Source organism: Achromobacter spanius (genome assembly GCF_002966795.1).
GTDB lineage: Bacteria > Pseudomonadota > Gammaproteobacteria > Burkholderiales > Burkholderiaceae_B > Achromobacter > Achromobacter spanius_D.
The window spans coordinates 4,444,690-4,466,319 of sequence record NZ_CP023270.1; the positions used below are offsets into that span (position 1 = coordinate 4,444,690).

The 21,630-nt window shown below is 64.2% G+C and carries 21 protein-coding genes; 10 read left to right on the forward strand and 11 right to left on the reverse strand.

The features are described 5' to 3' along the window. Positions 1-345: 345 nt before the first annotated feature. The 6 genes from CLM73_RS20080 (at position 346) to CLM73_RS20105 (ending at position 7,550) form a co-directional block, all read left to right on the forward strand. Positions 346-852 (forward strand): sigma-70 family RNA polymerase sigma factor, encoded by a 507-nt coding sequence (locus CLM73_RS20080; RefSeq protein WP_105239928.1) that lies wholly within the window; start codon positions 346-348, stop codon positions 850-852. Continuing rightward, the gene (locus tag CLM73_RS20085; protein WP_105239929.1) at positions 849-1,829 is read left to right on the forward strand and encodes a FecR domain-containing protein; all 981 of its coding nucleotides are present in this window, start codon (positions 849-851) and stop codon (positions 1,827-1,829) included. Before CLM73_RS20080 ends, CLM73_RS20085 begins: the two co-directional genes overlap by 4 nt. Positions 1,830-1,951: 122 nt before the next feature. Then, positions 1,952-4,429 carry a TonB-dependent siderophore receptor gene (locus CLM73_RS20090; RefSeq protein ID WP_105239930.1) on the forward strand — a complete coding sequence of 826 codons (2,478 nt, stop codon included), beginning with the start codon at positions 1,952-1,954 and terminating at the stop codon, positions 4,427-4,429. A 1-nt stretch (position 4,430) separates the two neighbouring features. Beyond that, complete coding sequence (locus tag CLM73_RS20095) at positions 4,431-6,311, forward strand: PepSY domain-containing protein (protein ID WP_105239931.1); 1,881 nt, start codon at positions 4,431-4,433, stop codon at positions 6,309-6,311. Next, the gene (locus tag CLM73_RS20100; RefSeq protein WP_105239932.1) at positions 6,308-6,655 is read left to right on the forward strand and encodes a DUF3325 domain-containing protein; all 348 of its coding nucleotides are present in this window, start codon (positions 6,308-6,310) and stop codon (positions 6,653-6,655) included. Before CLM73_RS20095 ends, CLM73_RS20100 begins: the two co-directional genes overlap by 4 nt. A gap of 61 nt (positions 6,656-6,716) precedes the next feature. Continuing rightward, positions 6,717-7,550: a PhzF family phenazine biosynthesis protein gene (locus CLM73_RS20105; protein ID WP_105239933.1), complete on the forward strand. Its 834-nt coding sequence runs from the start codon at positions 6,717-6,719 to the stop codon at positions 7,548-7,550. Positions 7,551-7,649: 99 nt separating this feature from the next. Here CLM73_RS20105 and CLM73_RS20110 read toward each other — a convergent pair whose 3' ends face one another. The 4 genes from CLM73_RS20110 to CLM73_RS20125 are packed head-to-tail and all read right to left on the reverse strand — an operon-like array spanning position 7,650 to position 10,511. Next, positions 7,650-8,156, reverse strand: coding sequence for a 2,4'-dihydroxyacetophenone dioxygenase family protein (locus CLM73_RS20110; protein WP_105239934.1), 507 nt, complete (start codon positions 8,154-8,156; stop codon positions 7,650-7,652). A gap of 45 nt (positions 8,157-8,201) precedes the next feature. Then, the gene (locus CLM73_RS20115) at positions 8,202-8,729 is read right to left on the reverse strand and encodes a VOC family protein (protein ID WP_105239935.1); all 528 of its coding nucleotides are present in this window, start codon (positions 8,727-8,729) and stop codon (positions 8,202-8,204) included. Positions 8,730-8,767: 38 nt separating this feature from the next. Continuing rightward, entirely contained in the window at positions 8,768-9,541 is a 774-nt protein-coding gene (locus tag CLM73_RS20120) for an SDR family NAD(P)-dependent oxidoreductase (RefSeq protein ID WP_105239936.1), read from the reverse strand. 4 nt (positions 9,542-9,545) lie between these two features. Then, positions 9,546-10,511, reverse strand: a complete 966-nt coding sequence (locus tag CLM73_RS20125; RefSeq protein WP_234015692.1) for a Bug family tripartite tricarboxylate transporter substrate binding protein — start codon at positions 10,509-10,511, stop codon at positions 9,546-9,548. A gap of 166 nt (positions 10,512-10,677) precedes the next feature. Between CLM73_RS20125 and CLM73_RS20130 the strand changes: the two genes are divergently transcribed. Beyond that, positions 10,678-11,199 carry a carboxymuconolactone decarboxylase family protein gene (locus tag CLM73_RS20130; RefSeq protein ID WP_158685899.1) on the forward strand — a complete coding sequence of 174 codons (522 nt, stop codon included), beginning with the start codon at positions 10,678-10,680 and terminating at the stop codon, positions 11,197-11,199. Here the strand turns inward: CLM73_RS20130 and CLM73_RS20135 are convergent. Further along, positions 11,196-12,230, reverse strand: coding sequence for a LacI family DNA-binding transcriptional regulator (locus CLM73_RS20135; protein ID WP_158685900.1), 1,035 nt, complete (start codon positions 12,228-12,230; stop codon positions 11,196-11,198). The genes CLM73_RS20130 and CLM73_RS20135 overlap by 4 nt on opposite strands. A gap of 220 nt (positions 12,231-12,450) precedes the next feature. Continuing rightward, entirely contained in the window at positions 12,451-13,302 is an 852-nt protein-coding gene (locus CLM73_RS20140; protein ID WP_105239940.1) for a FadR/GntR family transcriptional regulator, read from the reverse strand. 70 nt (positions 13,303-13,372) lie between these two features. Between CLM73_RS20140 and CLM73_RS20145 the strand changes: the two genes are divergently transcribed. From CLM73_RS20145 to CLM73_RS20155, 3 genes are all read left to right on the forward strand, one after another. After that, entirely contained in the window at positions 13,373-14,587 is a 1,215-nt protein-coding gene (locus CLM73_RS20145) for a CaiB/BaiF CoA transferase family protein (RefSeq protein WP_105239941.1), read from the forward strand. A gap of 96 nt (positions 14,588-14,683) precedes the next feature. Next, positions 14,684-15,895 (forward strand): ABC transporter substrate-binding protein, encoded by a 1,212-nt coding sequence (locus tag CLM73_RS20150; protein ID WP_105239942.1) that lies wholly within the window; start codon positions 14,684-14,686, stop codon positions 15,893-15,895. Between the two features lie 13 nt (positions 15,896-15,908). After that, positions 15,909-16,880: a Bug family tripartite tricarboxylate transporter substrate binding protein gene (locus CLM73_RS20155; protein WP_105239943.1), complete on the forward strand. Its 972-nt coding sequence runs from the start codon at positions 15,909-15,911 to the stop codon at positions 16,878-16,880. A 30-nt stretch (positions 16,881-16,910) separates the two neighbouring features. Here the strand turns inward: CLM73_RS20155 and CLM73_RS20160 are convergent, their stop codons facing one another. The 5 genes from CLM73_RS20160 to CLM73_RS20180 are packed head-to-tail and all read right to left on the reverse strand — an operon-like array spanning position 16,911 to position 21,630. Then, positions 16,911-17,975 (reverse strand): amidohydrolase family protein, encoded by a 1,065-nt coding sequence (locus CLM73_RS20160; protein ID WP_105239944.1) that lies wholly within the window; start codon positions 17,973-17,975, stop codon positions 16,911-16,913. A 14-nt stretch (positions 17,976-17,989) separates the two neighbouring features. Continuing rightward, a complete protein-coding gene (locus CLM73_RS20165) occupies positions 17,990-18,664 on the reverse strand; it encodes an NAD(P)H-dependent oxidoreductase (RefSeq protein WP_105239945.1) in 675 nt (224 codons plus the stop codon). A gap of 9 nt (positions 18,665-18,673) precedes the next feature. Beyond that, a complete protein-coding gene (locus CLM73_RS20170; protein ID WP_105239946.1) occupies positions 18,674-19,459 on the reverse strand; it encodes an enoyl-CoA hydratase/isomerase family protein in 786 nt (261 codons plus the stop codon). 12 nt (positions 19,460-19,471) lie between these two features. Continuing rightward, the gene (locus CLM73_RS20175; RefSeq protein WP_105239947.1) at positions 19,472-20,404 is read right to left on the reverse strand and encodes a 3-keto-5-aminohexanoate cleavage protein; all 933 of its coding nucleotides are present in this window, start codon (positions 20,402-20,404) and stop codon (positions 19,472-19,474) included. A gap of 29 nt (positions 20,405-20,433) precedes the next feature. After that, positions 20,434-21,630: a CaiB/BaiF CoA transferase family protein gene (locus tag CLM73_RS20180; protein WP_105239948.1), complete on the reverse strand. Its 1,197-nt coding sequence runs from the start codon at positions 21,628-21,630 to the stop codon at positions 20,434-20,436.

The following is a 21,630-nucleotide window of genomic DNA, read 5'->3' on the forward strand; positions in this document are numbered from 1 at the left end:
TTATCCTGCGTGGTGCGCCACTGCCCACCATCGGCGGCCTTCAACCCGCGCCACTCGAGCAGCACCGGCAGCTAGAAGCGTATCTGGCGCATTCGGATTTCGAATGCCGCCCTAGCGCGGCATACAGACCGTGCCGCCCTCATCGCGTCTGGTCTAATCGACCACGAGCAAAGACGTCCATCATCCTCCAAGCAAGGCGAACTTTATTGCCTGCGCTCAATCCTGGGCAGACCGCTTCTCGCATTCAGTGCGGCTGAACAGACGGTGTTCAAGCGCCCCTCCCGCCTTGCCTGCGCATCGGCAGTTCTCTACAATAAAAATAATTATCATTTGCAAACGTATGCGATGTCCGTCACAAAGCAGGCCCAAGTCGAGACGCTCTATGCGGACCACCACGGATGGCTGCGGGGCTGGATACGCAAGCAAGTAGGCAATTCCTCCGAAGCCGCCGACCTGGCTCACGACGTTTTCCTCCGATTGCTGGGCCGGACGGCGGTAGTCGAGACGCGCGAGCCGCGCGCCTATCTCAGTACGATCGCGCGCGGACTGCTGGTGGACCACTGGCGCCGCAGCGAGCTCGAGCGCACCTGGCTCGCGGTGCTGGCGCGCACACCCGAAGAACTGGCGCCGTCGCCCGAGAACCGGATGCTGGTGCTGGAGGCGCTCATCAAGATCGATCAAATGCTGGATTCCCTCAAGCCGAAGGTGCGCCAGGCCTTTCTGTGGGCGCAACTGGAGGGCATGCGCTGTCCGCAGATCGCCGAACGTCTGGGAGTCTCCCTTGCCACCGCCGAACGTTACGTGGCGGCGGGCTTGCGCCAGTGCTACGCCCACCGGTTTGGTGACGTGTGAGCGAGGCCGCCGCGGTTCCTGCCGCAGTGGTCGATGAGGCCATCGCCTGGTCGGTCAAGCTGAACTTCGGCTCGCCCGATCCCGACACCTGTGCCGCCTTCGAGCGCTGGCGCCGCGCGGCGCCCGTGCATGAGCGGGCCTGGGTGCGCATGCAGGCGCTGAATGCCGACTTCACCGCAGTGCCGCAAGCGCTGGCGCTGGACACGCTCATCGCCATGGGGACGGCACACGGCGCGCGACGGCAGCAGCGCCGTGTCCTGCTAAAAGGCATGCTGCTGCTGGGCGGACTGACGGGCACGGGCTGGGCGGTGCGCGAGCACACTCCCTGGCAGCGCGTGCTGGCGGACGTAAGCACCGGCGTGGGCGTGCGCGACCGCGTGACACTGGAGGACGGCACCTTCCTGGCGCTGAACACCGACAGCGCCGTGGGCGTTCGGATGGAAGACGACAAACGCGTGCTCGTGCTCTATCGCGGCGAGATCTCGATCCAGACCGGCGCCGATGCGCGCTCACCCAACAGGCGGCCGTTCTTCGTGCGCACGCCGTTCGGCACGGTCCAGGCGCTGGGCACTCAATTCGTGGTGCGCCTGGACGACGATTGCGCCCAGGTCAGCGTGCAGCAGCACGCGGTCGCGCTGCGGCCATCCGACGGTGCCGCCCCGGTGATCGCCGAGACCGGCCAGACCGCACGGCTGGACCGCGTGGGCGCACGGTTGATGAGCCAGCCTGCCATGGTGGCCGATGCCTGGCTGGACGGCGCGATCGAGGGCAAGGACATGAGGCTGGCGGACCTGCTGGCCGAATTGTCGCGATACCGCCATGGCCGCATCAGTTGTGCGCCGGAGGTCGCCGATCTGCGCGTGTCGGGCACCTATCATGTGAAAGACACCGACCAGACGCTTGCATTCCTGGCCCAGACGCTACCAATCCGGCTGCGCTACCGAACCCGCTACTGGGTCGCTGTCGGGCCCGCGTGAAGCCCTGCTTCGCCCTGTTTTGCGGCTGACAATATTTTTTTTCATGAAAAGTGAGGGGATTTGCGTTTTCGACCGGCCTACAGGGAAAGACATCTTTCAACCTGGCCTATCAAGACTTCGCAATGACCCTCGCTCGTACCACCAGGACGTCGCGCCTGACGCCCGTCCCGACCGTGTTGACCACCGTTCTTTCCGGCCTGCTGTGCGGCGCCGCCCTTGGCTTCATCGCCCCGCCTGTCCAGGCGCAGGCCGGTGTCGCCGCGCAAGAAACGGAATACACCTTCGCCATCGAAGCCGGGCCGCTTGAGCAGGCGCTGAACCAGTTTGCCCGCGCCGCCGGCGTGAATGTGTCGTTCGACGCCGCCCAGGTGAGCGGGCTGCGGACCGAGGGATTGCAAGGACGCTGGAGCGCCGGGCGCGGCTTGAGCGCATTGCTGTCCCGTACAGGATTCGAGGGCGTCAGGCTTTCCAGCGGCGGTTACGCCGTGCGGCGCCTGCCCGGCGGTGGCGCGGCCATGCTCGAACCTGTCACCGTGACGGGGCAGGAGTACCGGCTCATGACCGAAGGCACCGGGTCCTACACCACGTCGGCGGTCACCATCGGCAAGGGCGAGCAGCAGCTGCGCGACATACCGCAATCGGTCAGCGTCGTGACCCGCCAGCGCCTGGACGAGCAGAACCTGACCTCCGTGTATGACGCGCTGGAAAACACCACTGGCGTGACCTTGCAGCAGAGTCCGCAGGGCGGCAAATACATCTATTCGCGCGGCTTCAACAACAGCGTGATCCAGTACGACGGCGTGCCGCTTGAGCGCAGCATGTATGGCCGAGCCAGCAACTACTCGGGCGGCACCGCGTTTTATGACCGCGTCGAAGTGCTGCGCGGCGCGGCCGGCCTGCTGCAAGGCTCCGGTTCGCCTGGCGGCGCGGTGAACCTGGTGCGCAAGCGGCCGTTGCAGGAAGACCGCTTCATGGTCGAAACCCAGGCCGGAAGCTGGGACCGTTACGGCATGCAGCTCGACGGCAGCGCTTTGCTGAACGACGACGGCAGCCTGCGTGGCCGCGCCCTGATCGACCGCCAGGACGAACACTCGTTCGTGGACCGGGTGAACCTGAAAAACACCACCGTCTACGCCACGGTCGAATACGACTTCTCGCCGCGCACGCAGGTGAATCTGGGATATAGCTACGAAGACCTGCGAGGCCGTCCTTCGATTTCGGGCCTGCCGCGCTACAGCAACGGCGAAGAGGTCGGTTTCAAGCGGTCCACCAGCTTCGGCGCAAACTGGAATCGGCAGGAGACCTCGAACCAGGGCTTCTACGCCGACTTCACGCATGCGTTCAATGACGACTGGCGCTTCAAGATGACCGGCGCCTACGTGAAGGAAAGTCAGTATCTGAAGTACACCGCGTCAAGCCGGGCGGTGAATCCCGTGACGCAGATGGCGACCGTCAGCGTGGCCAGGACAGTGGCGGACATCGACACCTCGGGCGTGGACGCGAACCTGACCGGCAAGTTCCGTGCGTTCGGCCGCACGCACGAAGTGGTGGTAGGCGCCAACTACGGACACAGCAAGATCGACACGTCCTACGCGTACCTGGTCAATTACGCGACCTTCAACGCGTTCAATTTCAATCCGAACCTGCCCGAGCCCACCACCGCCGATATACGCGCGGACACTGACGAGGCGCGCATCGGCTCGAACCGGGAGCTGGGCTTCTACGGCACCACGCGCCTGCAACTGGCCGATCCCCTGAAGCTGGTGCTGGGCGGCCGATTCAGCCGTTCCAACCGGGTCTGGACGACCAACACGACTGAAGCCGGCGAGCTCGTCAACGATCAGACCAAACAGGCCAACACCCACTTCACGCCTTATGCCGGCCTGATGCTGGACCTGTCGCCGCAATGGACTACGTATGTGAGCTACACCGACATCTTCCAGCCGCAGATCGAGGTGAATGCGGCGGGAGAGTCGCTTAAGCCGATCGTCGGTGAAAGCTACGAACTGGGCTTGAAGGGTGAGTTGCTGGACGGGCGCATCAATACCGCGTTCGCGCTCTTTCGGATCAACCAGAACAACCGCGCCCAGGTCGACTTCAACACCAGTCCGACCTGCTCTGCCGGCTATTTCTGCTACACCGATGCGGGCAAGGTCCGCAGCCAGGGCTTTGACGCGGAGATCAGCGGCGAGCTGACCCGCGGCTGGAACCTCTTTGCCGGCTACACCTTCAACACAACCAAATACCTGAAGGACCAGGACAGCGAAGGCCAGGCGTTCGCGTGGTACACGCCCAAGCACATCTTCCGGCTCTGGACCACGTATCAATTGCCCGGCGACTTGAACGCCTTCACGGTGGGCGGCGGCGTCAATGTGCAGAGCGGGCAGTCGCGCCAGATCGGCGCCACCACCGTGCACGCGAGCGGACGCGCGGTGTGGAGCGCCTATGCGAAGTACCAGATCAATCGCAATTGGGCCGCCACGGTCAACCTCAACAACATCTTCGACAAGACCTATTACAGCGCCGTCGGCAACCTGGTCAACGGTGTTCATTACGGCGATCCCCGCAATGCCATGCTGACGCTGCGCGGCACGTTCTGACATGAAGGCCGGCCTGCGCCAGCGCATGAGCTGGCTGCACACCTGGTGCGGACTGGTGTGCGCCTGGCTGCTGTGTCTGATCTTCCTGGCCGGCAGCATCAGCGTATTCCGGGGGCCTATTTCGCGCTGGATGACGGCCGAACCCGTCTTGCCGCCCGCGCCGCTGGCGCTGCCGCAGGAGGCCGTGCTGGCGGCGGCCTCGCGCTTTCTCGCTGACCAGGAAGCCGACTTGCGCTTCTGGCGCATCGAGCTGCCCGAAGAGACGACGCACGCGATGCGGCTGGTGTGGCGCACCAACGCTGGCGTCACGCGCGAAGCCGCGATGGATCCGCGCGACGGCTCCCTGCTACCCCAGCCTTGGGGACGCAAGAGCGAAGGCGGCCGCCATTTCATGACGCTGCACTACAGCCTGCATGCCGGCACTTTCGGCTTCTGGCTGGTGGGCTGGCTGACGATAGGGATGCTGGCCGCGCTGCTGTCGGGCATCGTTGTCCACAAGCGCATCTTCAAGGATTTCTTCACCTTTCGTCCGGGACGCGGACAACGCGCCTGGCTTGACGGCCACAATGCATCGGCCGTACTCACGCTGCCGTTCCAGCTGATGATCGCCTATACCGGGCTTGCAATCTTCTACACCAGCTACATGCCAGGCCCGCTCCGTGCCGTCTATGGCGAGCAAGGGGCGGCGCGCTGGCAGGCGGAGCTTGCCCAGGGCGCGCCGCAGGCCGGCGCCGATGCATTGCCCGCGCGCCCTCAGCTGGACGACAGTCTGCCGGCGCGCCGGCAATTGGGCGCGCTGCTGCACGCGGCGCAGACGGCACTGGCAAGCCCAGCCCGCATGATCATGGTTGAGCGCCCGGGACAGCTGCGGGAGCGCATCAGCGTGTATGGCCGGCCGGATCCCGCGGCAACGATACGCGATCTCACCAGCCCGGCCGGCCGCGCCGTGTTCGACGGCGGCAGCGGCGCGTTTTCCGCCCTGCATACAGCCGCTGGCCGGCAATCGGGCGACGCCGCTCATGAAGTGATGGAGCGCCTGCATGTGGCCTCGTATGGAGGCTGGACGATCAAGTGGTTGTATTTCCTCTGCGGCCTGGCGGGCACGCTGATGATGGCGACGGGCGCGGTGCTGTACACCGTCAAGCGGCGCAACAAGAGCCAGAGCGAATTCGGCGCCGCCACGCCCGCGTTCTACCGCATCGCCGAAGCGCTCAACGTGGCGGCGATTGCCGGAGCCGGTCTGGCCTGCATCACCTACTTCCACGCCAATCGCCTGCTCCCGGCAGCGCTGCCCGCCCGCGACACCTGGGAGATCCGGGCTTTCTTCCTGGCTTGGCTCTTTAGCCTGGCACATGCCTGCGTGCGACCGGTGCGGCGCGCCTGGTTCGAGCAGGTTGCCTGCACCGCGTTGCTGTGCCTCTTGCTGCCCGTGACCAACGTGCTGACGACCGGGCAACATGCGCTAGCCTATGCGAGTCGCGGCGATTGGCAGGCGGCAATGGTGGAGTCCACCGTCATCGTGCTTGGCGGCCTGTTCACCCTGCTCGCGTGGCGCGTGCGCGCGGGGGATTGGACGGCTCCCCGGCAGGCACGCGTGACGGCCGCGCCGCGCGGCCATCGCTGGCGCGTGCTGGCTCGGGTTCTCTGCGCGGTGTTGGGCGGCTACGCGCTGGCGACCGTGGGCGCCACCGTCCTGGCTCAACTCCTGCCGCTTGCCGGCCTTATCAGCCCAGCGATCGGGGTGGTCGTGGCCAGCCTGCTCAGCTTTCTGATCTATACGGTGGCGGCGCTGTGGGTGTTTGCGGCGCAAGATGCGTGGCGTTGGCTGCTGACCTGCATTGCCATGCTGGCGGGGCTGGCATGGGCGATGGGGACTGCATGAGCACCACGATTGCAGCCCTGGCCGCGCTCGCGCTGGCCTTCGCCGCCTTTGCCTGCCTGGCGCTGGCAATGGACCGGCATCATGAACAGGCAACCGGTCACGAAACAATAGCGTCCGGGCTCAAGTGCGGCTTGCGTCTGGGCGCCACGCTGCTGGCGCTTGCCGCGATGGCTGCCTGCCTGCAGGCCTGGGGCATCGTGGTGGCGGCACTGGTCTGGCTCGGCATGCTGTCATGCGGCGCGATCCTGACCACCCTCACGCTCAGCTATTCGCCACGGCGGCTCCGGACCCTGGCCGCAATGGCGGCGTTTTTGGGCTTGGGCCTGGCCCTGGCCTGCGCCTGAAACAGCCCTTATTCTTACCCCCTCTACGCAACCGTCACATCAGGACAAAAGAGAGCTCCTCATGCACATTCACCGGATCGCTGCATTCACCAGCCAGGGTCAAGGCGGAAATCCCGCCGGCGTCGTTCTTGCGGATCAACTCCCTTTTCCCGAGGAAATGCAAAGGGTGGCAGCCGAGGTCGGCTATTCGGAAACGGTCTTCTCTTGTCCAAACGGCGATGGCTCGTGGCGCACCCGGTACTACTCACCTGAAGCCGAAGTCGCCTTTTGCGGGCATGCGACCATCGCGCTCGGCGCGGTGCTGGGGCAGACCTTGGGGCCGGCCCGGTATCCACTGGCTCTGGCAAACGCCCATATAGACGTGTCGGCTGAAATCCAGGATGGCGAATGGGTAAGCGTGCTGCGCTCGCCGCCGACGCGCAGCGCACTCGCCAGCCCCGGGTTGTTAACCGAGGCGCTCGAACTCTTCGGCTACTCACCGGACGACCTGGATCCCACGCTCGCGCCCTGCATGGCCAACGCGGGGATCGACCACTTGATTGTCCCGCTCATTTCACGCGCCGCGCTGGCGCGCATGGACTACGACCTCGACCAAGGACGGCGCTTCATGCAAGCCCATCGCATCGGAACCGTCGCGTTCGTGTTCAGCGAGACCGATACCCTGTTCCACGCGCGCAACGCGTTTGCCATTGGCGGTGTCCTGGAGGACCCGGCAACCGGCGCGGCCGCCGCGGCCTTTGCCGGCATGCTGCGCGACCTGGGCCGGAAAGCACATGGCGAAATCGTCATCCTGCAAGGCGAAGACATGGGCATGCCTTGCCGAATTGAAGTGGAATTTACGAGCGAGCCGGGATCCCCTGTGAATGTGCGCGGCAAGTCATCTGTGATCGGCTAGGCGCGCCGGCCGGAGGGCGCAGGCAATTGCGACGCGCCCTCTTCTCGTTTCACTGGAGCACTGAGGACCGGTTAGCCGAGCGCGCGTCCAACTGCAGGTCTACGCCTTGCTGGCAACCGCTCCCCCAGCGGGTCGGAAGTACTTTGGCATCGGGCCCAGCCCAGCCTTTACCGCTTCGAGCAACCCATCCTCGATCGCGCCAGCGTCGCGAATGCTGTGGATCTTTCCGTCTACGAAATTGATATTCGCGCCGTGAACGACCATGAAGCCCTCGGCAGGTTCCTCTGCATCGGCCGGCACCGAAAAGGTGTGCATGGAGCCGCCCGGCTCGTACAGGTAGCTGCCAGCAGTCTGCGGATCTTCAGGGTACTCGTCATAATTCCATTGCCCCTTTGTCGTAAAGAAGTGCACCGTGCCTGTGTGGAAATGCGTCGGCAACTTTACGCCGGGCTGGAAAATTCCGTACAGCACCCACACACCGTTTTCGCGATCCAGAAATAGCGGCACCAACGTATATCCGTCGGCGGCGCCAGGCAGAGGAACCGTGTCGCGAATGTTGACCGTGAGCAGGCGTTCCTGCTCATTCAACGTAAAGGCTTTGTTCATACAATTTCCTTGTTGGTCATCGATTAGCCAGCATCTACTTGAACTTCAAACGCGACGGATAGGATCCGTGCCATCCCAGTCCTGGGCGGCTGCGAACACCCTCTTGAAGTATTCGCCCTTCCCACCGCGGGTCTCCGAAATTTCGATGATTGCGCTCGGAAGATCCGGGTGGACCAGATAGGTGAAGCGTCCTCGCTGCCCCATTTGGCCGGCGTGGCCTTCCTGGTAACCCTCAGCAAGAAGCTGACTGCGCATTTCGTCGAATCCATCTTCTGTCCAGTACGCGATGTGCTGGGTGCACTCGCCGGCGCTCAGCAGCGAATCTCGGTATAGCGAGTCGGCGTCGTCGTGCTGCTGGATCAGTTCGACCTGCATGTCGCCCGAGTTGGCGACTGCGATTGACATCTTGGGCGGCGTTGACGCCTTTCCGTAATAAGTAAAGGTGGTAGGCGTGGCGTCGACCCGATAGAACCACGGCCCGACGTGAAGCACCTTGGCCCAGTGCTCCATTGCCTTCTCGATATCCTTGACCACATAGCCCACTTGGCGGATGGTTCCAAACGACTTGCTCATTAGCTGCTTCCCTTAGTTTGATTGCGATTTCCGTGTGGTCAGACGGACAGGCCGCCATCCACCCGCAGTTCGATTCCGGTGATGTACTTTGCGTCCTGGCTGGCGAGAAACGCCGCGGCGGCCGCAATGTCCTCGGGCGTTCCCTGTGAACCTGTCGGGCACCGCGCGTCTCGTTCAGCATTTGCCTTCTCGTAGTCTTCGTACAGGCGGAGCGCGTGTGCAGTGCGGATCATGCCGGGCAGAATTGTGTTCACCCTCACGCCGTCGGCCGCGTACCGCCTGGCCAGCACCCGGCCGAGGTGGTTCAGCCCCGCTTTTGACGTGCAATAGGACAGGTAGGGTTGCGTGCCCGTGCGCAAACTAGCCGTCGAGGAAATGTTGGTCACCACCCCGCTGCCATGTTCAACCATCAGGGGAATGAACTGCTGGCAAGCCAGCATGACGCTTTTGAGGTTGACCTCATGTACGAAGTCCCAACGCGCCTCACTGATGTCTGGTAGCTCCGCGACGTCCTCGACGCCCACGTTGTTATGCAGCACATCGACCCGGCCATAACGTTCCACAACGGCTTGCCTAAGGGCTATCAAGTCGGCCTTCTTCGTTACGTCCGCAACGAAGGATATGGCGGAACCACCCGCCTGTTGAATCGCGGACATTGTGCGTTCTGCCGCTGCCGCGTCGCGGTCGACACACACGACGGACGCGCCTTCAGCGGCATATCGCTCGGCGCAGGCTCCCCCGTTCCCTCGGCCTTGTTCGGGATTTCCGGCGCCTAGAACGACCGCCACTTGTTTACTCAATCGTTGATCCATTGCTTCAACCCAGTTTGAGCCCCGCCCGATCGGCGATCTGTTTGTACTTGGCGACCTGGCCCTTCAGGAACTCCTTGAATTCCGCGGCCGTCATCGGACGCGCCGTCGTTCCAAGCGTGAGCAGTTGGGCTTGGAATTCAGGATCGCGAAGCACCTTGTTGACTGACTCGTTGATGAAGTCCGTGACTGTTGGATCCATGCCGGCGGGCCCGAGCAGCCCGGGCCAGGACGTAATCTCATACCCCGGCAGCCCGGATTCGGCGATGGTCGGAACGTCGGGAACCAGCGGAGATCGCTCCGCAGTCGTGACAGCCAGGGCCTTGAGCTTCCCGTCCTTCACGTAAGGAAGGCCTGCCGACAGATTGTCAAAACCCATTTCGATCTGCCCTCCCAGCAGGTCGTTCAGCGCTGCCGAGCTTCCCTTGTAGGGAACATGGATCATCTGGATGTTGGCCATCTGGCAGAACAGCGCGCCGGACAAGTGTGGCGACGTTCCATTGCCTACAGAGGCGTACATGTGCGTGCCGGGCTTGGCCTTGGCGAGCGCGATCAGTTCCTGGACGTTCGAGGCCGGAAAGTCGGGCCGGACCAGGAGTGCGTTGGACAACGTGCCGATCAGCGCGACAGGCGTGAAGTCCTTGATAGGGTCGTAGCCGATGTTCTTGTAGAGCGCCGGGTTGATCGCGTGAGAGGCGATACCGCCCATCAGCAATGTGGTGCCATCGTTCTTCTGACCGGCGACATACTGCGCTCCGATGCTTCCGCCTGCACCGGGGCGGTTCTCGACGATGACCGTCTGCCCCCAAGCGTTGCTCAGCTTGGCGGCCAGGACGCGAGAGATCACGTCCGAGGCGCCGCCCGGCGGATTAGGCACGATGATCCTGACCGGCTTGTCGGGGAAATTACCCTGCGCACGCAGCATGCCAGGGGCAATCAATGCGCCGGCGCCGCCCATGAGCGTTGCGAGCACCGTCCTTCTTGTGACCATAGCTTGTCTCCTCGTTGTTTTGGACAACTTCTCGATCCCTGTTCAACAGGGTTGATAAATACTAATATCGTTATTAGTCGCTGGCAAGAGGCCCCGATTTATTCATCGGCGAGCCACGCGCCGACTTTTTCACACAAGGAGACAAGTAGTGATTGCGTATCCCGATCTAGAGAACCTGCCGAGCAACCTTCAGACGCTCTCCGCGTCCAGGAAACCTTTGAACGTCTTTCGCATGGTGATGCACGCGCAAGACTTCGCGCCGGCCTACTTCGGAATGGCCGATGCAACCAAGGCGTGCACGATCGCCGCGCCGCATCGCGAGCTCATCATTCTGCGGGTCGGTGAGGCCTATGGTTCGAACTACGAGCTGTTTCACCACCGCCGCATTGCGCGTTCGGTCGGTCTATCGGAGGCCGCAATCACCGCGGCCGGCGTATTCGAAGGCCAGCAACAAGGATTGTCGCAGCAAGAGAGCGACATCATCGCGTGGACCGACATGCTGTTGTCGGATCATGCTTTGCGCGGCGAGCACCGCGAACGGGCGCTACGCGATCTGGGCGTGCGCGGCGTCGCGGATCTTGTTTTCATCGTTGGGTTTTATCAGCTCGTGTGCAACTTCCTGCTGACATTCGACATTCCCGTGGAGGACGGGATGGGCGAGCAAGGCTAGGACCGGGGAGGCGCGCAGGATCCGCGAGTGACCAGTTCCACCGCCGCGTGCCGTACCTGAATCTTGCTGCCGGCCGCGCCTCGCGCGGGATCCAGCCGGTCGAGCATCAAATCGGCAGCCTGCCGACCGCAATCTTCGATGTCCCAGCGCACCGTGGTGATGGGGGGATGATGCAGGCGAACCAGATCAGTGTCCCCGATGCCGATCAGCGAAATATCCCGAGGAATGCTGAGGCCGGCATCGGCGCAGGCCTCAAGGACACCGGCAAGCATTCTCGTGCCCAGGCAGATGATCGCGCTGGGTCGGGTGCGCACCGAGGCCAGCAACGTCCGAGCCACTTCATAAGCCCGTTCGTCCGAGGCGTCGACGGTGGCGACGAGCCGTTCATCAAGGCGCACTTTGGCAGCCGACAGCGCTTCCTTGTAGCCCAGAAGCCGTTCGCGCCCCGGACGAATGGCCGCCGGCGGCGTCATCACCGCGATCCGTCGGTGGCCGAGCGACGCGAGATACGTTGTTGCGTCGAATGCGCCCTTCGCATGGTCGCAGATGACGGTGTCGCCGATGCCATGGGGGTCACGATCGTGAAAGACAATGGGCAGGTTCGAGGCCTTGAGGGCGCGGCTCAGGCTTTTGTTGCCCTCGTCGCTGTGCGCGACGATCAGCCCATCCACCCGGCCGGCGCTGTAACCCTTGAGCAGATCCAGCTCCCGGTCCAGCAGATTATGCGTGCTGGACACAAACAGCAGGTAACCGGCCTGGCTCAGCACGCCTTCGGCGCTGGCCAGAAAGCGGCCGTGCAGCGGATTCGAGATGTCCGACACAAGGGCAGCCACGGCGCGCGACCGCTGACTCTTCAATCCCTGGGCATTGGCATTCGGTCGGAAGCCGAGTTGCTTGACCGCCGCTTCAACGCGTTCTCTAAGATCCTCGGAGACCCAGTTCTTGCCGGTGACCACGCGCGAAACACTGCCCTGCGATACGCCGGCAAGTTTGGCTACGTCCAGGATGGTTACCTTGTTCTTGACCGGCATGATGCTGCTCTGGAGGGACATTTCGTGGTCGGTATTCTATCAACCGCCAACTTGGTGGCCGAGATTGTCTCCATGGCTCTTCCGAATGACCGTCTCTTTAATCAACCAAGAATTTGGCCGTCGTTCTGTGAAAAGAAAATGCTGGCATTTGAAGCCCATCTTTCACGATCTGCATGCGGGTGTCGCGCTTTCCTTTGCGTGGTGATGCATGCGCCTGCACCTACAGCGTCAATCCCGCCTTGCGCGCACGATCTGAATAGGCCTTCACATGCCTTTCGGTACGACGTCCGGCAGCCGCGACGTCGCCGTCCGCGATCGCCTGGAAGATGCGCTCGTAGATGTGGATGATTTCCTTGCGGCTGTCCTCGGAGGTGAAGTCCTCAACGCCCGACAAGTCATGGATCAGCTCGGCCAGCGACGTCATGAACACGCGCAGCAATTCATTGTGGCTGGCGGTCGAAACGCCGTAGATCCACTTGCGGGTTTCCGCCAGGAAACAAGCCGGATCCTGGGCTGCGGGCGCCGCGATGCGTTCCAGTACGCCCTTCAGTTCGTCGAGGTCTTCGTCGTTCCGGTTGGCCGCGGCCAGCATCGCGATCCTGGGTTCGAGCGATTCGCGGGCTTCCAGCAAAGCCTCCAAAGGCAGCTTGCGGCCGCGCGCATAGACCCGGAAGTGGCGCGCGAACATTTCGTCCGACGGCTGGCAGACGAACGATCCGCCATAACGCCCTAGCCGCGTCTGTACCAGGCCCTCGGCCTCCAGGATGCGTAGTCCTTCCCGGATCGCATTGCGGCTGATGCCGGTTTGCGCGACCAAGTCGCGCTCGGCGGGCAACTGCGTGCCCGCGGGGTAGACACCGGACAGGATCTGATTCCGCAGCCGGGCCGCAAGCATGTCGCAAGACTTGGGGACGTCGATCAGTCCGAGCGAGTCGAAATCGCCAGAAGCCATAGTGAATTCCTTATGGTTGGAATATGTATTTCTTGAACCATTGTATTGCGCCATCGTGCGCCCCTTCCCAGTTGCCCATGCGCCCAGCGCGGCCCGGGCGTAGACCCGATTGACTTTCATCTGGACGATTTCGATAATGATAAAACTTTAGATCAATGTAATATATAAACCATTGAACCAAGGAGGCGGCATGGACTTCCCTTTGGCTGGGCTCAAGGTGTTGGATCTTTCCAAGGTGCTGGCGGGGCCATTGTGTGCCCAGATGCTGAGCGACTTTGGCGCCGAGGTCGTCAAGGTCGAGCCGATCGGCATTGGGGACGAAACGCGCCACTGGCCGCCCTATGATGCCCACGGCAACGGGGCGGTGTTCCTGTCGGTCAACCGCAACAAGCGCAGCATCGCCCTGGATCTGAAGCGTCCGCGCGGCCAGGAAGTCGCCCGGCGTCTGGCCGTGGACGCCGACGTGGTCATCGAAAGCTATGCACCTGGCGTAGCCGGCAGATTGGGGGTCGGCCGGGACGCGCTGCGTGCCCTGAATCCGCGCCTGGTCTATTGCAGCATCTCCGGTTACGGACAACAGGGCCCCTTGAGCGCCTTGCCCGGCTACGACCTTATCCTGCAGGCGTTCAGCGGCATGCTGGAGATCACGGGGGAAGAGAACGGCGGCCCGGTGCGGTCACCCATGTCGCCGATCGACCAGGCCACCGGCATGAACGCGCTGTCCGGCATTCTTGCCGGCCTGGTGCAACGTGGCCGCACGGGACACGGCACGGCCGTGGAAGTCTCGCTGTTTGACAGCGCCGTCGGGCTGCTCGGCTATACCCTGCAGAATTACTGGCAGTCGGGCCGGCTGCCCGGCAAATCGGGATCAGGGCACCCGTCGTTGTGCCCGTACCAGGTCTTTCACGCCCAGGACCGCGACATTCTCATCGGCATTCCCAACGACAACCTGTGGGGCCGCTTCTGCAAGGCGGCCGGCGTGCCGGAAGCCGCCAGTGACCCGCGCTTTGCCACCAACGGCGCCCGGGTGAAGCATGCCGCCGAAACGATTGATTTCGTGCAGAAGCTGGCGGCCACGCGCAACTGCGACGACTGGCTGGAACGCCTGACCGCGGCCGGCGTGCCGGCGGCGCCGCTGAACACCCTGCAGGACCTGCTGGATCACCCCCACATGCAAGCGCGGGGCATGGTGCTGGACTTTGCCGGCCAGGGCCACACCATTGCGGCTCCCGTGGCCTTCGAAGACGCACGCCCGGCCTTGCGCAGCGATCCCCCGCAACTGGGGGAGCATACCCAGGACATTCTTTCCGAATTGGGCTATGGCCCGGACGACATCGGCGCGCTGTTGCAAGACGGTGTGGTTCAGCACCGCAGCGCCCCAGCCTCGCAAGACGCACACAGATAGGCAGCACGGCCGCCGCGCCCCGCAGGCGCGGCACGATCAAGGCGCACCGCCAGAGCGCGCCCCAAAACAACTACCGCAATCCGCGGAGGAGACATCATGAAGACACGCTTGCACTTGGCAAGGCTGGGCGGCGCCTGGCTGCTGGGCCTGTGCGCCATCGCTCCGGCGGCGGCACAACCGGTGAAAATTGGGCTGCTCAGCGATATGGGCGGCACGTTCAGCGCCTTGGGTGGTGCGGGCTCGTGCGCAGCCGCCAAGATGGCCGCCGAAGATTTCGGCGGCAAAGTGCTGGACCGGCCCATCGAAATCCTGTGCGCCGACCATCAAAACAAGGTGGAGATCGCCGCGAGCCTGGCACGCAAGTGGATGGATCATGAAGGCGTCACCGCATTGGCTGACATCGCATCCAGTGCCGCCGCACTGGCGATCCAGCAGGCGGCCACGGAATCGAAAAAGGCGGTGGTCCTGACGTCGGCGTCCGGCACGGAATCGCTGGTCAATTCCGCGCGCTCGCCGGTGGGCGCCGTGTGGGCGTGGAATACCCGTTCCCAAGCGATGAGCACGGTCAAGGGAGCCATGAAGGAAGGCGGCAAGAAGTGGTTTTTCATCACCGTCGACTACACCTTCGGCCATGCGCTGGAGCGCGACGCGTCCAAATATGTCGTCGCCAACGGCGGCACGGTCGTGGGCAAGGTTCGGCACCCGCTGAACACCACGGACTTTTCCTCCTACCTGCTGCAGGCGCAGGCCTCGGGAGCGGACGTGGTGGCGCTGGCCACCGGCGGCGCCGACCTGGTGACCGCCATCAAGCAGGCTCAGGAATTCGGCCTGACGCGCGGCAAGCAGAAAGTGGTGTCCTTCATTACGTTCCTGACCGACATCCACGCGCTGGGCCTGCAGCGCGCGCAAGGTCTGGTGCTGACCACGTCGTTCTATTGGGACCTGAACGACGAGACGCGGGCCTGGGCCAAGCGCTTTTTCGGCGTCCGCAAAGCCATGCCCACCATGGTGCAGGCCAGCGTCTATTCCAGCGTCGGCCACTACCTGAAGGCGGTACAGGCGGCCGGCTCCACGGATGCCATGACAGTAATGCAGAAGATGCGGGAGATACCGGTCAACGACGTCTTCACTCACAACGGCAAGCTGCGCGAAGACGGCGTCATGCTGCACGACATGCTGGTGGCGCAGGTCAAGACGCCGCAGGAATCCAAGGCGCCCTGGGACTACTACAAGATTCTGTCCACGCTGCCTGCCGACCAGGTCTACTGGCCCCTCTCCGACAGCGAATGTCCGCTGGTCAAGAAATAGGAGGAGACCTGCCATGCGTATCCGCAACCTCTTGCTGGCGGGGCTCGCCACGATGGTCCTGGGCCCCGCCCAGGCCGCCGACCCCGCCACCGAATTTCCGAACCGCCCCATTCGCCTGGTCATTTCGTTTCCTGCGGGGTCGGGGTCCGACATCATTGCCCGCTACCTGGGCAAGCACGTCAGCGCAACGCTTGGGCAGCCCATCGTCGTGGAGCCCAAGGTGGGCGCCCAGGGCAGCGTCGCCGCGCGCGAGGTCGCACGGGCCAAGCCTGACGGCTACACCTTGCTGCTGGGCACCAACTCGACCCACGCGGCCAATTTCTACATGATGAAGGACATCGGCTACGACCCGGTCAAGGATTTCAGCCCGGTCACCCAACTGACCTCGAACCCGCTCATGCTGGTCGTGCGGTCGGACCTGCCCGCCCGGGACATGCCGGAGTTCCTGCAGTACGCACGGGCGCGCCCCGGCCAGTTGAATTACGGCACCGGCAATTCCGGCGGCCTGGCCGCCGCCCAGCTCCTCAAGACGCTGACTGGCATCCAGACCATGGGCATCCCCTATCCCGGCACGCCCCAGGCGGTCACCGACCTGATCGGCGGAAGGCTGGACTACATGATCACCGACGTCATGGTCACGCGCCCCTACCTGGAAAGCGGGAAGCTACGCGCATTGGGCGTCACCAGCCGGGAACGGCTTCCCTCCAGCCCGGACGTGGCGCCGCTTGCCGAACTGGGCGTCGAAGGCTACGAGTTCGCCTCCTGGGTGGGCTTGTTCGCGCCTGCCGGCACGCCGCCGGGCGTAGTGGAAAAAATCAACGCCGCGTTCGTGCAAGCGCTGAAGGCCCCCGACACCAGGCAGTTCTTCGACAGCATGGGCATGCTGCCAGCGCCCTGCACGCCACAGGAATTCTCGGCCTACATCCGTGCCCAGCTCGACATGTGGGGCAAGCTGACGCGCGATGCCGGCGTCTCCGTTCTCTAGTGCGGTCCCGCGGGTAGGACGCGCCGAGCCTCAGACGTCCAACCGGTAGACGCGCCGCGCCGTGTCCATGAAGAGGGCCCGGCGTTCGCCCGCGGCCAGATCCCGGGTTGCGATCTTGAACGCGTTCCACAAGGCGTTGTAGTCGCAGGACTGCCTGTCCACCGGAAAATTGCTTTCGAACAGGCAGCGCTGCGGCCCGAAGAGCTCAAGGCAGACATCGATGTAGGGATTCCATAGGCGCGCCAGTTCGGCCGACCCGGCAGGCCGATCGGCTTTTTCGAATCCAAAACCGAATACCGGCATGCCCATGCCGCCTACCTTCACCACCACATTGGCGCATCGCGCGACCTGCGCCATGCTTCGGCTCCATTCGGAAAATGCCTGCTCGCGCCGGCCGCCGTAGACGTCCACACCCAACACGCCGCCAACATGGTTGAGCACGATGCAGGTGTCGGGAAACGCGCGCGCCAACTGCACCAGGTCGTCCAGTTGCGGGTGGTACATCCAGGCATCGAAGCTCAGGCCCATGCGCCCCAGTTCGGCAAAGCCGGCGCGAAAATCCGTTTGGCCCATCAGGTGGGCCGGCACGGGATGCTTGATATGGCGGCCAACCGCGCCGCTCGCGTGTGCAACCTGGTGGCGGATCCCGCGCAGCCTGCCGCCCGAAGCCGCCTGCGCGGCACGCAGCACATCGCCCACCGCGGCGCCCAGGCACAGATCGGCATGCGCCACGATGCCTGCCGCGATACGGCAGGGTCCGTAGGTTCCGCTGTCTGCGATCGCCCCCATGCCCGCCGCGAACTCCACTTCGCCCACCGGCCGCAAAGACGCCGGCCCTTGCGCCCGCCACATGGACGCGGCCTCGACGTAGACGGTGGCCACGATATTGTGGCCGCCCTGGATGTCTTGCAGGAAGTCGGGAAGCAGGTAGCGGTTGCCCGCTGCCGGGAAATCCCACAGGTGATGATGGGCATCGATGATGGGCAAGTCGGGTTCCAGCGCGGCCTCGCGCTGCGTCCGGCCCAGCCAGGATTCCAGGTCGGCGGTACTGCGCGGCTGGTTGCCGATGTACCCGCTGTCGGGGGTGGGGTGCATGCGAGCCTCGGAGGTCAGGAGGAATGAGCGCGGGACGGGGTCGGTCCGAAGTGCGCCGCCAGGTGGTCACGGTATTGCTGCAGATACGCGCTGCGCGCTTCTGGACTGACCCGCGCCACCGCGTAGGCGGCAAAGGGTGGTAGGACGCCCATTCCGACATAGGGGAATAGCCCCTTCTGCAGCGGCAGCAAGGTGCCGTCCAGGTCTGCGTAGCTGCGCGGCGCATCGTCCGAAAAGCGTTCGGCAGGACTGCCCGTGGTGATGGTCACCATGGCATTGCGGCCCTTGAGCGCGCCCTTCTCGAAACGCCGGTCGCTGTCGTAGGCGAATCCCACCGACATGACGCGGTCTATCCAGCCCTTCAGGATGGCGGGCGGGCCGAACCACCACAGCGGAAAGTTCAGCATGACGACATCGCACCACAGCAGCTTTTCGTGCTCGGCCGCGATCTGCGCGCAATAGCTTTGCTGCTGATGGGCAATGCGCTGTTCGCGCTGGTACTCGAACGGCACGTCATCGACCTCGTGCTCGAAGTCGTCGACGTCGCCGACCGGCGAGAAGTCCATGCGGTACAGATCCGACACCTGCACCTGATGGCCCAAGTCCGCCAGGGTCTCGCACGCCGCATCGCGCAGCGCGCCGCAAAAGCTGGCCGGCTCAGGGTGGGCAAATACGATAAGCACATTCATGGGCGTTCCCTAGCGGCCGCTGAACGCGGGAGGTCGTTTCGCCAGGAAGGCCTGCACGCCCTCCTGGTGGTCCTGGCCCAGCACGGCCAGTCCTTGCGAGGTCGCTTCCAGGTCCAGGAAGGCTTCCAGCGTGGGTACCGTCATGGCCTTGAACATGCGCTTGGCCAGGCCGAAGGCCATGGTCGGCCCCTGGGCCAGGCTCAGCGCCAGATCGGTCGCGGCGGCATCCAGCTCCGCGTCGGGGACGACCCGGCACACCAGGCCCAGCGCCTTCGCCTCGGCCGCATCCAGGGTGCAACCGCTGAAGACAAGCTCCTTGGCCTTCATCATCCCGAGCGCCTGCGCCAGGAAGTAGACGGCGCCGCCATCGGGCGCCAGGCCCACGTTCTTGAAGACCATGGAAAAACGCGCCGTTTCCGAGGCCACGATCATGTCGCTGGCCAGCGCCATGCTGAATCCGACGCCCGCCACGGGTCCGCGCACTGCCGCCACGACGGGCTTGTCGAGATTGGCGATGGCGGCGATTGCACGATGCAGGCGGCGAAATCGTTCGCGGGTGCTGAAGGCGGTGAAGCTGCCCAGGTTGTTGACGTCGCCACTAGCGCAGAATCCGCGGCCGGCGCCCGTCAGGATCACGGCACGCACCTCGTCGCGGAAAGCAAGATCAAGAAAGACATCCCCCAATCGCTGCTTCACCGGTTCGGTCAGCGCGTTGAGGCGCTCGGGACGATTCAGGCGGACGGTCGCGAGCGGCCCGTCCTCCATCAGTTGGACTTCCAGGTCAGCCGTCGTCATGGCCGCCCCCCGTCAGAAGGCCACTGATGCCGCGCCCTTGAGCGCGAGCATCTGCCGGGCCTCGTCGGGCGTGGCCACCGCCATGCCCAAGCCTTCGATGATCCCTCGTACGATCCGCACCTGCTCGGCGCTGCCCTGCGCCAGGCGGCCGGGCCCGGCCCAGAGCGAATCCTCCAGCCCGACCCGCACATTGCCGCCCCCCGCCAAGGCGATCGACGCGACCTTCATCTGCGCCGCGCCCGCCCCCAGCACTGACCACTGGAACTGGTCCCCGAACAGACGATCGGCCGTGCGCTTCAGGTGCTGCACGTCTTCGGGATGGGTGCCGATTCCGCCCAGGATCCCGAACACCGTCTGGATGAACAGCGGGCCCTTGACCAGGCCGCGATCCAGGAAATGGCGCAGGGTATAGAGATGGCTGGTGTCGTAGCACTCGAATTCGAAGCGCGTGCCGTTGGCCGTGCCCACCTGCAGGATGTGCTCGATATCCTTGAACGTATTGCGAAACACCAGCTCCCGCGAGTTTTCCAGATGCTCGCGCTCCCACTCGTGCTGGAAGGTCTTGTACTTGTCCAGCAAATGGTAAAGCCCGAAATTCATGGACCCCATGTTCAGCGACGCCAGCTCGGGCTTGAACGTGGCGGTGGGCTGCAGCCGTTCTTCCACGGTCATGTAGGGACTTCCGCCAGTCGTGATGTTGACCACGGCGTTGCAGCGGCGCTTGATGTCGGCAAGAAACGGCGCGAAGGCCTCCGGCGTCTGGTCCGGCTTGCCGTTCTGGGGATTGCGCGCGTGCAGGTGCAGAATTGCCGCGCCTGCCTCGGCGGCAGCCACCGCGTCGTCGGCGATCTGGGCGGCAGTCACCGGCAGGTAACGCGACATGGACGGGGTGTGGATCGCGCCCGTGACGGCGCAAGAGATGATGACTTTCGGGGTGTTGGCCATGCGTGTCTCCTGTTGTCTGTGCCGGCGCGTCAGATCACGCCGTCCGCGCGCAATTGCGCCAGCTCGGCATCGGCCAACCCAAGCCAATCGCCGAACACTTCATCGTTGTGCTGTCCCAGTTCGCCGCTGGGTTCGATCGGCGGCAGGTCCGAGCCCTCATAGCGCATCGGAGACCGCGGCAGCGTCACCCGGCCATAGAGGGGGTGGTCGACCTCTTGCAGGAAGCCGCGTTCATGCAGATGCGCATCCGAAGTCACCTCTTCCAGGTCGCGCACCGGCGCGCAAGGCACCCGCTGCGCCTGAAGCAGCCGGACGAGCTCGGCTTTGCTCAGCGCGCTGGTGAACTCCGAGATCATCGCGTCCACGGCATCCATGTTCTGCACGCGGGACTTCAGCGTGGAGAAGCGTTCGTCCTGCGCCAGGTCCTGCCGATTCAGGGCGGCCAGCAGCCCGGTCCAGTGTGTCTCGCCCACGCACAGGATGGCGATATGGCCGTCGGATGTCGGATAGACGTTGTAGGGCGATTCGGCCAACCCGCCGTGGCGATTGCCCGTGCGGACGGGAGCTTGCCCCCCGGTTCCGTACCACAGGCCAAGGCTGGAGCTCAGCGACGCGTACACCGCTTCCAGCATCGCCACCTCGACCCGGCGGCCCAGACCGGTACGCTCGCGCTCGAACAGCGCCGTGAGCACCGCGCCGTACAGGTGCACGCCGCCGGAGAAGTCGCACACGGCGGGACCTGCGCGCACCGGCGCTCGATCCGCAAAGCCGGTCACGCTCATGATCCCCGACACCGCCTGCACTGTCAGGTCCATGGCCGGCAAGTCGCGATAGGCGCCCGACAGACCATAGCCGGAACCCGAGGCATAGATCAGACGTGGGTTGACCTCGCGCAGCGCCTCGTACCCCACGCCCAGCCGGTCCATCACGCCGGGGGCAAAATTCTCCAGCACGACATCACTGCGCGCCACCAGATTGCGCAGCAGTTCCCGGCCGCGCGGCTGCTTGAGGTTGAGCGACACGAAGCGCTTGTTGGAATTGAGCATGGCGAAAGGCAGCGCCGCCCCGCCCACCACGCTGCGCCGGCGCAGGTTTTCACCGCCGGGCGGCTCGACCTTGATGACCCGGGCGCCGGCCATGGCCATCAGGAACGTGGCGTACGGGCCGTTGTAGATCTGGCCCAGGTCCACGACAGTCAAACCATGCAAGGGAAGGTCCCGGCTCAT

Excerpts from the sequence above, each read along its gene's own strand:
- CLM73_RS20080 (WP_105239928.1), top strand. The coding sequence starts at position 346 with ATGTCCGTCACAAAGCAGGCCCAAGTCGAGACGCTCTATGCGGACCAC.
- CLM73_RS20090 (WP_105239930.1), top strand. The coding sequence starts at position 1,952 with ATGACCCTCGCTCGTACCACCAGGACGTCGCGCCTGACGCCCGTCCCG.
- CLM73_RS20095 (WP_105239931.1), top strand. The coding sequence starts at position 4,431 with ATGAAGGCCGGCCTGCGCCAGCGCATGAGCTGGCTGCACACCTGGTGC.
- CLM73_RS20100 (WP_105239932.1), top strand. The coding sequence starts at position 6,308 with ATGAGCACCACGATTGCAGCCCTGGCCGCGCTCGCGCTGGCCTTCGCC.
- CLM73_RS20105 (WP_105239933.1), top strand. The coding sequence starts at position 6,717 with ATGCACATTCACCGGATCGCTGCATTCACCAGCCAGGGTCAAGGCGGA.
- CLM73_RS20110 (WP_105239934.1), bottom strand. The coding sequence starts at position 8,156 with ATGAACAAAGCCTTTACGTTGAATGAGCAGGAACGCCTGCTCACGGTC.
- CLM73_RS20115 (WP_105239935.1), bottom strand. The coding sequence starts at position 8,729 with ATGAGCAAGTCGTTTGGAACCATCCGCCAAGTGGGCTATGTGGTCAAG.
- CLM73_RS20120 (WP_105239936.1), bottom strand. The coding sequence starts at position 9,541 with ATGGATCAACGATTGAGTAAACAAGTGGCGGTCGTTCTAGGCGCCGGA.
- CLM73_RS20135 (WP_158685900.1), bottom strand. The coding sequence starts at position 12,230 with ATGCCGGTCAAGAACAAGGTAACCATCCTGGACGTAGCCAAACTTGCC.
- CLM73_RS20140 (WP_105239940.1), bottom strand. The coding sequence starts at position 13,302 with ATGAAAGTCAATCGGGTCTACGCCCGGGCCGCGCTGGGCGCATGGGCA.
- CLM73_RS20145 (WP_105239941.1), top strand. The coding sequence starts at position 13,373 with ATGGACTTCCCTTTGGCTGGGCTCAAGGTGTTGGATCTTTCCAAGGTG.
- CLM73_RS20150 (WP_105239942.1), top strand. The coding sequence starts at position 14,684 with ATGAAGACACGCTTGCACTTGGCAAGGCTGGGCGGCGCCTGGCTGCTG.
- CLM73_RS20155 (WP_105239943.1), top strand. The coding sequence starts at position 15,909 with ATGCGTATCCGCAACCTCTTGCTGGCGGGGCTCGCCACGATGGTCCTG.
- CLM73_RS20160 (WP_105239944.1), bottom strand. The coding sequence starts at position 17,975 with ATGCACCCCACCCCCGACAGCGGGTACATCGGCAACCAGCCGCGCAGT.
- CLM73_RS20165 (WP_105239945.1), bottom strand. The coding sequence starts at position 18,664 with ATGAATGTGCTTATCGTATTTGCCCACCCTGAGCCGGCCAGCTTTTGC.
- CLM73_RS20170 (WP_105239946.1), bottom strand. The coding sequence starts at position 19,459 with ATGACGACGGCTGACCTGGAAGTCCAACTGATGGAGGACGGGCCGCTC.
- CLM73_RS20175 (WP_105239947.1), bottom strand. The coding sequence starts at position 20,404 with ATGGCCAACACCCCGAAAGTCATCATCTCTTGCGCCGTCACGGGCGCG.
- CLM73_RS20180 (WP_105239948.1), bottom strand. The coding sequence starts at position 21,630 with ATGAGCCGGGACCTTCCCTTGCATGGTTTGACTGTCGTGGACCTGGGC.